At 52.3% G+C, this 13113-nt stretch carries 13 protein-coding genes, 1 rRNA gene and 1 pseudogene; 6 read left to right on the top strand and 9 right to left on the bottom strand.

From position 1 onward, the window contains the following. Positions 1-5: 5 nt before the first annotated feature. From glnG to MFP24_RS06240, 3 genes and pseudogenes are all read left to right on the top strand, one after another. Entirely contained in the window at positions 6-1418 is a 1413-nt protein-coding gene (glnG, locus tag MFP24_RS06250) for a nitrogen regulation protein NR(I) (protein WP_249229827.1), read from the top strand. 137 nt (positions 1419-1555) lie between these two features. Further along, the gene (locus MFP24_RS06245; RefSeq protein WP_009115022.1) at positions 1556-1678 is read left to right on the top strand and encodes a YshB family small membrane protein; all 123 of its coding nucleotides are present in this window, start codon (positions 1556-1558) and stop codon (positions 1676-1678) included. 253 nt (positions 1679-1931) lie between these two features. Continuing rightward, positions 1932-2945, top strand: a pseudogene (locus MFP24_RS06240) (glycoside hydrolase family 5 protein); the annotation flags it as partial. A gap of 79 nt (positions 2946-3024) precedes the next feature. Here the strand turns inward: MFP24_RS06240 and hemN are convergent. The 3 genes from hemN to yihI all read right to left on the bottom strand — a co-directional run bounded on the left by hemN (position 3025) and on the right by yihI (position 5287). Continuing rightward, on the bottom strand, positions 3025-4398 hold the full coding sequence (gene hemN / locus MFP24_RS06235) for an oxygen-independent coproporphyrinogen III oxidase (RefSeq protein WP_249229828.1): 1374 nt from the start codon (positions 4396-4398) through the stop codon (positions 3025-3027). Positions 4399-4525: 127 nt separating this feature from the next. Continuing rightward, the gene (locus tag MFP24_RS06230; protein ID WP_249229829.1) at positions 4526-4750 is read right to left on the bottom strand and encodes a hypothetical protein; all 225 of its coding nucleotides are present in this window, start codon (positions 4748-4750) and stop codon (positions 4526-4528) included. A 3-nt stretch (positions 4751-4753) separates the two neighbouring features. After that, positions 4754-5287: a Der GTPase-activating protein YihI gene (gene yihI / locus MFP24_RS06225; protein ID WP_249229839.1), complete on the bottom strand. Its 534-nt coding sequence runs from the start codon at positions 5285-5287 to the stop codon at positions 4754-4756. Between the two features lie 226 nt (positions 5288-5513). Between yihI and yihA the strand changes: the two genes are divergently transcribed. Continuing rightward, entirely contained in the window at positions 5514-6131 is a 618-nt protein-coding gene (yihA, locus tag MFP24_RS06220) for a ribosome biogenesis GTP-binding protein YihA/YsxC (protein WP_249229840.1), read from the top strand. Between the two features lie 167 nt (positions 6132-6298). On the opposite strand, the gene spfP is transcribed toward yihA, so the two are convergent. The 5 genes from spfP to MFP24_RS06200 form a co-directional block, all read right to left on the bottom strand. Beyond that, positions 6299-6346: a small protein SpfP gene (gene spfP / locus MFP24_RS24380; protein WP_071892919.1), complete on the bottom strand. Its 48-nt coding sequence runs from the start codon at positions 6344-6346 to the stop codon at positions 6299-6301. A 164-nt stretch (positions 6347-6510) separates the two neighbouring features. After that, positions 6511-9303 (bottom strand): DNA polymerase I, encoded by a 2793-nt coding sequence (gene polA / locus MFP24_RS06215; RefSeq protein ID WP_249229830.1) that lies wholly within the window; start codon positions 9301-9303, stop codon positions 6511-6513. A 380-nt stretch (positions 9304-9683) separates the two neighbouring features. Further along, the gene (gene dsbA, locus MFP24_RS06210) at positions 9684-10307 is read right to left on the bottom strand and encodes a thiol:disulfide interchange protein DsbA (RefSeq protein ID WP_136166713.1); all 624 of its coding nucleotides are present in this window, start codon (positions 10305-10307) and stop codon (positions 9684-9686) included. 24 nt (positions 10308-10331) lie between these two features. Next, on the bottom strand, positions 10332-11318 hold the full coding sequence (locus tag MFP24_RS06205; protein WP_249229831.1) for a serine/threonine protein kinase: 987 nt from the start codon (positions 11316-11318) through the stop codon (positions 10332-10334). 84 nt (positions 11319-11402) lie between these two features. Beyond that, positions 11403-11672, bottom strand: coding sequence for a YihD family protein (locus MFP24_RS06200; RefSeq protein ID WP_249229832.1), 270 nt, complete (start codon positions 11670-11672; stop codon positions 11403-11405). A 123-nt stretch (positions 11673-11795) separates the two neighbouring features. Here MFP24_RS06200 and mobA point away from each other — a divergent pair, with 123 nt between their 5' ends. Continuing rightward, positions 11796-12374, top strand: coding sequence for a molybdenum cofactor guanylyltransferase MobA (mobA, locus tag MFP24_RS06195; protein WP_249229833.1), 579 nt, complete (start codon positions 11796-11798; stop codon positions 12372-12374). Beyond that, complete coding sequence (gene mobB, locus MFP24_RS06190) at positions 12364-12882, top strand: molybdopterin-guanine dinucleotide biosynthesis protein MobB (RefSeq protein ID WP_249229834.1); 519 nt, start codon at positions 12364-12366, stop codon at positions 12880-12882. The genes mobA and mobB overlap by 11 nt, the downstream gene beginning before the upstream one ends. Positions 12883-12992: 110 nt before the next feature. On the opposite strand, the gene rrf is transcribed toward mobB, so the two are convergent. Then, positions 12993-13108: ribosomal RNA gene (gene rrf / locus MFP24_RS06185) — 5S ribosomal RNA — on the bottom strand. Positions 13109-13113 lie beyond the last annotated feature (5 nt).

The following is a 13113-nucleotide window of genomic DNA, read 5'->3' as shown; positions in this document are numbered from 1 at the left end:
TCACAATGCAACGAGGGATAGTCTGGATTGTCGATGACGATAGCTCCATCCGTTGGGTGCTCGAACGCGCGCTCACTGGTGCAGGCCTGACCTGCGCCACATTTGATAACGGAAACCAGGTTCTGCACGCGCTGACGACGCAAACGCCGGACGTACTGTTATCCGATATCCGCATGCCGGGAATGGATGGACTGGCGTTATTGCAGCAAATAAAACAGCGGCATCCGATGCTGCCGGTCATCATTATGACCGCGCATTCCGATCTTGATGCGGCGGTCAGCGCCTATCAACAGGGAGCTTTTGATTATTTACCCAAGCCGTTCGATATTGATGAGGCGGTGGCGTTGGTTGAGCGCGCCATCAGCCATTATCAGGAGCAACAGCAGCCCGTTCGCAGCCAGCCGATTAACGGCCCGACAACGGATATCATCGGCGAAGCGCCGGCGATGCAGGATGTATTCCGCATTATCGGTCGCCTTTCCCGCTCTTCCATTAGCGTACTGATTAACGGGGAATCCGGCACCGGTAAAGAACTGGTGGCCCATGCGCTGCATCGCCACAGCCCGCGGGCCAAGGCGCCGTTTATCGCCTTGAACATGGCGGCGATCCCCAAAGATTTAATCGAATCGGAGCTGTTTGGCCATGAGAAAGGCGCGTTTACCGGCGCTAATCAAATCCGCCAAGGACGGTTTGAACAGGCTGACGGGGGAACGCTGTTTCTTGATGAAATCGGCGATATGCCGCTTGACGTTCAGACGCGTTTACTGCGCGTGCTGGCTGACGGTCAGTTTTATCGGGTTGGCGGCTACGCGGCGGTTAAAGTCGACGTGCGCATTATCGCGGCCACGCATCAGAATCTTGAGCTGCGGGTACAGGAAGGCAAGTTCCGCGAGGATCTCTTCCATCGGCTGAACGTTATTCGCGTTCATTTGCCCCCGCTGCGTGAACGCCGTGAAGATATTCCCCGCCTGGCGCGCTATTTTTTACAGGCCACGGCAAAAGAATTGGGCGTCGAGCCTAAAAACCTGCATCCGGAAACGGAAGCGGCGCTGACCCGCCTGCCCTGGGCGGGCAACGTGCGTCAGCTAGAGAATACCTGTCGCTGGTTGACCGTTATGGCCGCCGGACAGGAGCTGTTGATCCAGGATTTGCCTCCCGAACTGTTTGAAACCACCGCCCCCGACTCCACGGTGCAAATGCTGCCGGACAGTTGGGCGACACTATTGGCCCAGTGGGCGGACAGAGCGCTGCGTTCCGGTCATCAAAACCTGCTGGCGGAAGCCCAGCCGGAGATGGAAAGAACCTTGCTCACCACGGCATTGCGTCATACTCAGGGTCATAAGCAGGAAGCCGCCCGTCTGCTGGGCTGGGGACGCAATACCCTGACCCGCAAGCTGAAAGAACTGGGTATGGAATAGCCAATGTCGCGTAGCGACCGCTTAACGGGACGGGGCGAGGATAAAAATACAATCTGGCGCACGAAATTGTCGCTAATTTGTCCTTTACTTGCCCCGAGTCAGCAGTATGATCGTGTCGCTGATTCGGGAGGAGTACTATGCTGGATTCATTAATTTCCGTGGCGACACACGGCGCTGAAATAAGCACGGCGGCGAGCCACTCGCCGCAGGCTGCGATCGCCGCCGTGCTGTGCGCCGCACTGATTAACTTCTTTAGTTAGTGCGTCGCGGTTCACCACATAAACGCCATTAATTTTTCTTAAGAAGCCAGTCGTTTTTTCTGACTGGCTTTTTTACGCCCCAACGACGACTTTCAGACCATTCCGCTGCCCGAATGCGCCATAACTATCACAAGATAGAGCGCTATTCCGGCAAAACCTATTATAAAACCCATCACCTGCCGAAAGAACGGGACGTCGAATAGCCATCTTTTACTAAAGTTATATTTAACTATTATGGTAAGGAGGCACCAACATGGATATATCGGTCCGTAGCCGTTCGCTCAGGCAAGCGGCGACCGCGATAGCGACTCTGATACTCGGCTTTTTCCTCTGGACATCCTGCGTGAACGCCGCCACTACGCCGGTACAAAAATACGGCCAGTTGTCCGTCAAGAACGGGCGGTTGGTTAACGTAAACGGCGAACCGGTGCAGCTGAAAGGGATCAGTTCTCACGGCCTGCAATGGTACGGCCAGTACGTTAACCGCGAGGCGATTAAATGGCTGCGGGACGACTGGGGGATCTCGGTGTTCCGCGCCGCCATGTATACGGCGGACGGCGGCTACATCTCCAACCCTTCCGTCGCCGACAAGGTGAAGGAAGCCGTCACCGCCGCGCAGGAGCTTGGCGTCTACATCATCATTGACTGGCACATTCTGTCGGACGGCGATCCCAACACCTATAAAGCGCAGGCGAAAACCTTTTTCACCGAAATGGCCGAACTCTACGGCAATTCACCCAACGTCATTTACGAAATCGCCAACGAACCTAACGGCAACGTAAACTGGAACGGGCAGATCCGACCGTACGCCGAGGAGGTGACGCAGGTGATTCGCGCCAAAGATCCCGACAATATCATCATCGTCGGCACCGGCACCTGGAGTCAGGATATCCATGACGCGGCAAATAACCCGCTGCCGGATGCGAACACCTTGTACGCACTGCATTTCTATGCGGGTACGCACGGACAGTCTCTGCGCGACCGACTTGATGCCGTGCAAAACCAGGGGCTGGGGGTGTTCGTCAGCGAATGGGGCACGAGTGACGCATCCGGCAGCGGCGGACCGTTCCTGCCGGAATCGCAAGTCTGGATCGATTTTCTCAACGATCGCGGCGTCAGCTGGGTGAACTGGTCGCTGTCAGATAAACAGGAAGCTTCGGCGGCGCTGGCTCCCGGCGCCAGCACCACCGGCGGTTGGACGGAAGCAAACCTGTCCGCTTCGGGCAAATTCGTCAGAGAGCAGATTCGCGCCGGGTCCGATCTCGCCAACTAAGGACTAAACGCCGGTAGTTAACCGCACAGGGAGAGGACGCCTCCTCTTCCTGTCGTGGAAGATGCGCGATACATCAGATCACCCGGGAAAACTGCCTTTCCCGTATCTTATTTCGCAGGTAGGCGTCGAAGCACATACAGATATTGCGGATCAGCAAACGGCCTTTCGCCGTTACCGTAATTCCGGATTCGCCTATCTCCACCAGGCCGTCGGCGGCCAAAGGCGCCAGCTGTTGCAAATCCTGTGAGAAATACGATTTAAAATCAATCTGGTAATCAGCTTCAATCGCCGCATAGGTCAATCGGAAATTACAAATCAGCGTTTTGATAACGTCGCGCCGAATGCAGTCATCCTGCGTCAGCGGCAACCCCCGCCACAGTGCATTTCCGGTTTCCCTGACCTGCGCATAATAGCGTTTCAGCTCTTTCTGGTTCTGGGCATAACTATCGCCGATCATACTAATCGCCGATACGCCCATGCCCAGCAGATCGCTATCGCCCTGGGTGGTGTAGCCCTGGAAATTGCGGTGTAATTTCCCGGCGCGCTGGGCAAGGGCCAGCTCATCGTCGGGACGGGCGAAGTGATCCATGCCGATAAACTGGTAGCCGGCCGTCGTCAGGGCGCTGATGGTCTGTTGCAGTATTTGCAGCTTTTGCTCCGCGTCCGGTAAATCGGCTTCTTTGATTTTCCGCTGAGCCGCAAACAGGCTGGGCAAATGCGCGTAGTTAAAGACGCTGAGGCGATGAGGACTCAATTCAGCGACGCGTTGCAGGGTAAAGGCGAAGCTCTCCGGCGTCTGTTTCGGCAAACCGTAAATCAGATCAATATTGGTCGAGGTAAATCTCAGCGACTTGGCGCGCGCAATCAGCGCGAAGATAAAATCTTCGTCCTGTTCACGGTTCACCAGCTTTTGCACTTGCTTATTAAAATCCTGCACCCCCATGCTGAGGCGATTAAATCCCTCGGCACGCAGGTGATCGAGAATATCCAGTTCGATTTCCCGCGGATCGACCTCCAGCGACAGCTCGGCCTGCTCAGCAAAAGAAAATTGCTCACGCAGCAGCGCCATCAGCCGGCTGATTTGCGCCTTATCAAGATAGGTCGGCGTACCGCCGCCCCAATGCATCTGGGTCACCGTACGCCCGGCAAACAGCGGAGCTCGCTGACGAATTTCCAGCTCCAGCACGTCCAGATACTCATCCGCCTTATGCTGCTGTCGCGTGACCTGCTTATTGCAGCCGCAGAAGTAGCATAACCGATGGCAAAACGGAATGTGGATATATAACGACAGCGAGCGCTGCGGATAACGCGCAATAGCCCGCTGAAAAGCGGGCTCATCATAGCGTTCGCTGAATTCCAACGCGGTGGGATAAGAGGTGTAACGCGGCCCGGAATAGTTATATTTTTGAATCAGGGCCAGGTCCCAGTCGACTACTTGCTCAGACATGCTGCTTAATCCCTCCAGTCTTTTTTATGCCGGACCGTTGCGGCGGCGTTTTTTTTACTCGTCCCATCCCGGGGAATCGCCTCCCGGCCGTCACTGCGTGACGTTAAAAAACGCTCCCGGCGTTTTTTTACTCGTCCCATCCCTGGGACTCGCCTTCCTGGCCGTCACTACGTGACGTTAAAAAACGCTCCCGGCGTTTTTTTCTGGTGGAAAGCGCCGTCGGCATCCGTCGCCGGTTAAAAACCGAACGGTGCAACCGCGCTTTTCGTTGCGACAGCAGCCACAATTTGCCCAACAGGCAAAAAAGATAAAGCGTAACCAGTAAAGCCAGCAGCAGAAACAACAACTTCATCGATCAAAAATCGTCTTTCGAACTATTGCGCTTCAAAAGTTGCAGCATATCTTCTTTTGGCTCTTCGTCGTCTTCGTCATCACCCAGTTCAATGCCGAGCTGCTCCATCAGGATGTCGATACGATCCAATGTTTCATCCACCCAGGACTGATCCTTGGCGCTCAGCGTTTCACCGCTATCCAGGCGATCCAGCAGCTCGTCCAGGCGGGCGTCGTTTTCCAGCAGCGCCAGCTCTTCTTCGGGCGATATCGCGACGGGCTTGGCAACCGGCACGGCTGGCCTGGGTTGAGCAACGTCCTTGGCCTGCGCGCCAAGCGCCACCGGCTTCTTGCTGCCGATGCGCGGATCGGCGACCTTGCGTTGACCGGCGCTGTTATTCGCCGGCCCGGCTTCCTGAGCACGGCTTCCCGCTACGCGACCGCGATGCTTTTTCTGCCGCTTCCGATCGCGTGCTTCCCGATCCAATTCTTCACGGGTTTTTCTTTTTGTTTTTGACCGGGCGGCATTCCCACCCGACCCTTTAATTGGTTGGTTCATCATCTTGCTCTCAGGTACATAGGTGAAGGTAATTGCGGCGGAATCTAGCAGAAAGCCCGACAATAAAAAAGAGCTCGCATCAACCGATAATGCTTTTCGCTATTCCACGGGCGTAACTGCTTCAGTACAGATAAAACCGCCTTTATTATCAGTTACAGGTATAATCCCCAACCAGACATAGATCCAGACAGAGATAAATATTGTGACCCAGCAATTTAACTACCATATGACGCATTTTGTCATCAGCGCCCCGGATATTCGCCACCTGGCAACGGATAGCGGTATTGAAGTCGCCTTTGCTGGGCGCTCTAACGCCGGTAAATCCAGCGCATTGAATACGCTGACCAATCAAAAAAACCTGGCGCGCACCAGTAAAACGCCGGGAAGAACGCAGCTTATCAACATGTTCGAGGTTGCTGAAGGCGTTCGGCTGGTCGATTTACCCGGCTATGGCTACGCCGAAGTGCCGGAAGAGATGAAGCTTAAGTGGCAGCGCGCGCTAGGGGAATATCTCCAGAAACGCAATAGCCTGAAAGGGCTGGTGGTACTGATGGATATTCGCCATCCGCTGAAAGATCTCGATCAGCAAATGCTTGCGTGGGCGGTGGAAGCGCAGCTTCCGGTGTTGGTATTGCTGACCAAAGCGGACAAACTGGCGTCCGGTGCGCGCAAGTCCCAACTTAATATGGTGCGCGAAGCGGTACTGCCGTTTATGGGTGATATTCAGGTGGAAGCGTTCTCTTCGCTGAAGAAATTGGGCGTCGACAAACTGCGCCAGAAACTCGATAGCTGGTTTAGTACGTTGCCGCAGGCGGAAGAGGAAGATCCACAGGAAAACGAGTAATCATCAGGGATGATGACGGCCCGCAGGGTGAGTCTCACGGATGACGACGAATAAAAAAATGCCGGGAGCATTTTTCAACGTCACGCAGTGACGGCCCGTAGGGTGAGTCATCACGGATGAGACGAATAAAAAACGCCCCAGTCAAAACTGACCGGGGCGGCTAATATTCAGCCAAATCCGATTACGTGAAGTAAAAGGTCTGAAAGATAGAACATCTTACCTCTGTACCCTACGTCTTTAACTCTACCCTATTTTTTCATCGGAACAAAGTTTTTTTTGTTGTTTACTTTCATGAAAAGTGGCGACGCATTACACAAAGTCAAACCAGGTCACACAATCCTGTTATTTAATTACAGAAATGGATGACGGGTATAGCGACTTAATGCGCTTCATCCCAATTAATACCGGTACCGATATCAACCCGCAGCGGGACGTTAAGCTGCATACAGTTTTCCATTAACTCTCTGATTTTACTTCTGGATTCTTCCAATGCCGTATTATGGACCTCAAAGACCAGCTCATCGTGAACCTGCATAAGCATCTTCACTAACGGCTTGTCCTGCTGCTGTAACCAGCCATCAATAGCGATCATCGCTTTCTTGATGATATCGGCAGCGGTTCCCTGCATCGGCGCGTTAATCGCCGCCCGCTCGGCGCCTTTGCGGGCCATGGCGTTGCGTGAGTGAATATCCGGCAGGTAAAGACGGCGGCCATCCAGCGTCGAGACATAGCCCTGCTCCGCCGCCTGCTGGCGGGTTCGCTCCATATACTCCTGAACGCCGGGGTAACGCTCGAAATACAGATTCATATACTTCTGTGATTCGCTACGCGGAATATTCAACTGGCGCGATAGCCCAAAAGCGCTCATGCCATAAATCAGGCCGAAGTTAATCGCTTTGGCGCTGCGGCGCTGCTCGGACGTCACCTTCTCAAGGGCGAGTCCAAAAACCTCCGCCGCCGTCGCCCGATGGATATCCAGCCCCTCGGAGAAGGCCTTCAGCAAGCCTTTGTCGCCGGAAAGATGCGCCATGATGCGCAGCTCAATCTGTGAATAGTCCGCCGCCACAATGCTATACCCTTCCTGCGCGATAAAGGCCTGGCGGATACGCCGCCCTTCCTCGTTGCGCACCGGTATATTCTGCAGGTTAGGATCGCTGGAAGATAAGCGGCCGGTGGCCGTCACCGCCTGGTGATACGAGGTATGCACCCGTTTGGTCGACGGGTTAATCATCAGCGGCAGCTTATCGGTGTAGGTCGACTTCAGTTTTGCCAGCCCGCGATATTCAAGAATCAGCTTCGGCAGCGGATAATTCAGCGCCAGTTCGGCCAGCACCTCTTCATTGGTGGAGGGCGCCCCTTTGGGCGTTTTTTTCAGCACCGGCAGCTTTTGCTTTTCATACAGGATGCCCTGCAGCTGCTTGGTTGACGACAGGTTAAACTCTTCGCCCGCCAGTTCGTAGGCCTGCGTTTCCAACTCGCCCAGACGGACGGTGAGCTCTTTGGAGTGCTCAGACAGGATATGCGGATCGATCAGCACGCCCGTGCGCTCCATGCGGGACAGCACCGGCACCAGCGGCATATCGATTTCCTGAAACACTTTTCGCAGTTCCGGCTGCTGCTGTAATTTAGCCCACAGTTTGTGATGCAGATGCAGCGTGACATCGACATCTTCCGCCGCATAAGGACTGGCCTGCTCCAGCGCAATCTGATTAAAGGTAAGCTGGTTTTTGCCTTTGCCGGCGATATCCTCAAAGGTAATGGTTTTATGCTGCAGATAGCGCTCCGCCAGGCTATCCATATCATGACGTCCGGCGACGCTGTCCAGAACGTAAGATTCCAGCATGGTATCAAAGGCGATTCCGCGTAATTCGATGTCATAACGTTTCATCACGCCTTTATCGAACTTGAGATTCTGGCCTACCTTGAGCAGCGTCTCATCTTCCAGCAACGGTTTAAACAGCGCCAGAACCTGAGCCCGATCCAACTGTTGCGGCGCATCCAGATAATCATGCGCCAGCGGCAGATAAGCGGCTTCGCCCGGCGTCACTGAAAATGACATACCGATAAGGTTGGCCGTCAGGGTATCCAGCCCATCGGTTTCGGTATCAAAAGAGAAAACATCCGCTTTCTTTAAACGCTCAATCCACTCCAGCAGCGTTTTTTCATCCAGGATGGTGACATAACCGTCGGCGGAAAGCGTAATGCCGCTTTCGTCATCGCTCGCGCTTTCCTGTACGGCTTTAACGATCTTCTGCACAGGCTGATGGCTTTTTTTACCCTGCAGCCAGGTGCCGGACTCGACCTCGGTTAACCAGCGCTTGAATTCGTAACGGGTGAATAAGCCATGCAGCTCATCCACATCCGGTTCGTTCACCGTTAACTGTTCGCAGGTCAGATCCAGTTCAACATCCGTCTTAATGGTGGCCAGTTGATAGGAAAGGTAGGCAACGTCCTTATTCTGCTCAAGTTTCGGCGCCATGGTTTTGGCGCCGCGGAATGACAATCCGGCAATCTTGTCCAGATTCGCATACAGCACATCCAGACCGCCCAGCCCCTGTAGCAGGGCCTGCGCCGTTTTTTCACCCACGCCGGGCACGCCGGGGATATTGTCGGAAGCGTCGCCCATCAAGGCCAGGAAATCGATAATCAACTCCGGAGGAATACCATATTTGTCGCATACTTCCTGCGGACCCAAAATGGTATTGTTCATGGTGTTGATTAGCGTGACGTTTGGCGTCACTAACTGGGCCATATCTTTATCACCGGTACTGATCAGCACCGGAATACCCGCCTTTTCAGCCTGTAGGGCAAGCGTGCCGATAACGTCGTCGGCCTCGACGCCTGAAACCGCCAGCAGCGGCAATCCCATCGCTTTTACCATGCGATGCAAAGGTTCAATCTGTTCGCGCAAATCATCCGGCATCGGGGGCCGATGAGACTTGTAGTTCTCAAATAGCTCGTCACGGAACGTTTTGCCCTTGGCATCAAATACCACCGCGACATGACTGGGATGATATTGCACCAGCAGGCTGCGCAGCATATTCAATACGCCGTACATCGCGCCGGTGGGCTCTCCCGCGCTATTTGTCAACGGCGGAAACGCGTGATATGCACGGTACAAATAGGAAGAACCGTCCACTAAAATTAAAGGGTTTTCTGCAATCTGAGCCATAGCCTGTTATGATCTTTGTTGTCTGCCATGCTGCTAAGCATGCCATAGCTGAAGGGAAGAGACGATCCTTAACGCAGGATATTCATCTTTTTTGCGTGGATCTTCGCAGGATCAATCTGTGGATAAGTTTGTGAATAAAAATAAGTGATTAATTTTTCATAATGCCAGTGGATGGATTTATTACTTTTATACTTATGTTTTTCATATGGTTATAATAAAAATCAGCATTTTCAATCTTCAGTAAAAGACAATTGATAATTGTGGATATAAATTATTCCATCAAATATTAATGAAAAATCAGTTTCATCTATTAACAATCGGTTGAGATGGCCGGATAAAACCACGCCGATATAATCAGCGTGGTTTATCGCGTAAATAGCTTATTTTTTATCTATCAGAAATTTTACCACATCGGCATACTGTTTTACGTAGGCATCCATTGAACTGGTATCAAGACCATCGTTCTTGATCATATATTTCCCGTTAACGAACATGGCGGGCACGCCGCGTAATTGTAAATCCGCGGCCGCTTTTTCCTGCTGCACCACTAGCGACTTCACGACAAAACTATTTAGCGCGCCGTCGTATTCTTCCGCGCTGACGCCGGCGTTAATAAACACCTGTCGAATATCATCCGGCTTTTGCAAGCTTTGCGTTTTCTGAACGGCATCGAACATCAGCGGGGTAATTTTATCTTCAACGCCGAGCGCAATGGCCACCGCCCATGCCTGGCTGAGATTTTTACCCAGAGGGCCAAGAAAATCAACGTGATAACGAGTCATTTTGGTGCCGGCGGGCAGCGCCTTTTCTACCGTTTGCGGAATATGATAGACCTCTGAAAACTGGTAACAGTGCGGGCAATAAAATGAGAAAAACTCCAGAACCTGGGGTTCCTGAGTCGCCGGCTTATCTAATTCCACATATTGCTTGCCGTTAGAAAAATCAGCCGCCGACGCACTGAATGCCAGAACGACGCCAATCAATGCAAACCATAATTTTTTCATAAAACACACTCTCTCCATTCAATGTCAGTACATTGGCATGAGCTGCAGAGGGGGCTCCTGCAACAGCTTAACCTGTTCGGTAAATATCGATGTTTGTTTAAGCCAGAAATCCCCATCCTTTATCCAGGGAAAATTGCGGGGAAAAGCGGGATCCTCCCAACGTCGTATAATCCAGGCCAGATAATGAACCTGACGCATAGCGCGTAACGGTTCGATTAACGCCAACTCCTGGTCCTTAAATTCGGCAAATTCGCTGTAGGCCTCTAACAGAATATCTAATTGAATACGCTGTTCATGGCGTTCGCCGTGCAGCAACATCCACAAATCCTGTACCGCCGGGCCATTGCGCGCATCGTCCAAATCAACGAACAGCGGGCCGTCGCGCCATAAAATATTACCCGGATGGCAATCACCATGCAGACGCAGCGACTGCCAGTCGTTGTGCCAATAAGCCTCGACGGTATCAATCAGTTTGCTGACCGCCCGTAAAAAAGCGTTTCGATGTTTTTTCGCTATTAACGCCGAACGCTCCAGCAGCTTATAGGGTTCATACAGATATTCATTCAAACCGATTGTCGGCCTGGCGGAAAATGAGGACTTACGGCCCGTCTGATGAATCCGGCCTAAAAAACGCCCTACCCACTCTAACTGATCTTCATTATCCATCTCGTATTGCCGCCCGCCAACGCTCGGGAACACCGCAAAATGAAATCCTTCATAAAGATGCAACGTGCGGCCGTTAAGCTCCAACGGCGCGACAATCGGCACTTCATCTTCCGCCAGTTCCCGGGCAAAGGTATGCTCTTCCATAATCTGCGCGGTACTCCACCGTTCCGGACGGTAGAATTTAACAACAAAACGCTTCCGTTCTTCATCAGTAAACTGATATACGCGGTTTTCATAACTGTTTAGCGCGGTTAAGCCAGAGTCCACGCGTATCCCTGCGTCCAATAGCGCATCCATTATCAACTCGGGGAACAACGTCTGAAAATTAAAAACCGAACTGTTCATAACAACCACTGCCAGTAACATGCGATGTAAGATAAATACGTGCCAATACCGGGTTATGCGAGCCGGACTCCATTCCTATCCGCATTAGTCCTTAATTACTCCGCGAGCGCGAAGTAACGCGGTTTTGAAGTCCTCTTCATAATCTTTTTTAAGCCCCGGAATGACCTGTTCTTTATCCGAGTCACGCATTTTCAGATGATAAATAAGGATATCATCAGTCAGCTCGCTAAACTGCCCCTCAAACCCGGCCTCCTGTGCAAGTTTTTGTAAAAACTGCACCAGATTCAAATCAGGCTCTTTTTGCCAGGCTGGATGTAACAGTTCAATCAACTCATTAACGCGATGACATTTCATTTTTTTACCCTCGGAAGTAAATACAATGACAAAAATAACAGTCTTATTAATATGTGAAAAGAACTTGGTCTTCAGTAAATGTTTTCAGAAAATAACCTATGGCTTGGATAGGCGGGGCGAACAATGATCACAGGGGTGATTCTGGCTGGCGGACGGGCAACACGCATGGGTGGCTGCGATAAAGGTCTGCTGGCGCTAAATGGTATACCCTTATACCAGCATGTGCTGACAAGGCTGAAAAAACAGGTTGATAAGGTCATCATCAATGCCAATCGCAACCTTCCGGTTTATCAGCAAAGCGGCTGTGCGGTGGTAAGCGACCTGCAAAATGGCTTTTGCGGACCGCTGGCGGGCATACTTACCGGCATGTGTGCCGCAACGTCAGAGTGGATTATCTTCGTTCCCTGCGATGTTCCTGAACTGCCGCAAGACCTGGTGAAACGGCTATGGGAAGGAAGGAACGGGAGAAATGCGGCTTACGCCACTGACGGTAGCCGCGGTCATCCCACTTTACTGCTGATAAATCGCCGCCTGATAAAGCCACTGGAAAATTATCTTGCTAATGGCGATCGTAAACTAATGATCTTTATGGAACAGATTGCCGCAACGGCCGTTTCATTCGCCGATCAACCCGCAGCATTCCGTAATCTGAATTTCCCTGAGGACTTGTCATACCTCCAAAGGCAGCATCATGAATCCTGATCGACCTCGTCTGCTTGCTATCGCAGCTTATAGCGGTACCGGTAAAACAACATTATTAAAACAAATCATTCCCATCCTTAAGAACGGCGGTATTCGGGTCGGCCTCATCAAACACACGCATCATCATATGGATGTCGATACGCCGGGCAAGGACAGCTACGAACTGCGTAAGGCCGGCGCAGAGCAAACCATGGTGGTCAGCAGCCAAAGATGGGCCTTGATGACGGAAACGCCGGCTCGGCAGCAACCCGATTTGCACGATCTGGCAAAAAAGATGGACGCCTCGGTACTCGATCTTATTCTGGTGGAAGGATTTAAACAGGAGAAAATCAACAAGATCGTGCTGTTTCGCCAGGCGTTGGGGCGCTCGCTGGATGATTTGCTGGATGACTATGTTATCGCCATCGCAGCGGACGCTCCCCTTGCCGCAACGTTACCTCAACTCGATATCAATCAGCCGCAGCAGGTGGCCGACTTTATCCGCCGTTGGCTCAGTCAGGCGTCCTGATCCAGAGAGGATGGTAGCGTGGTTTTATCTTAATAACGACCGTGATTCATCGTCATCCCACAACGCAAAAAGCCCCATGCTTTCGCATGAGGCTTTTTACTTTATTTGATGCCTGGCAGTTCCCTACTCTCACATGGGGAGACCCCACACTACCATCGGCGCTACGGCGTTTCACTGCTGAGTTCGGCATGGGGTCAGGTGGGACCACCGCGCTATCGCCGCCAGGCAAAT

Source organism: Brenneria tiliae, from assembly GCF_023347575.1.
GTDB lineage: Bacteria > Pseudomonadota > Gammaproteobacteria > Enterobacterales > Enterobacteriaceae > Brenneria > Brenneria corticis.
Note: the sequence above shows the minus strand (reverse complement) of the source record. Positions and strands in the feature narration are given on the sequence as shown.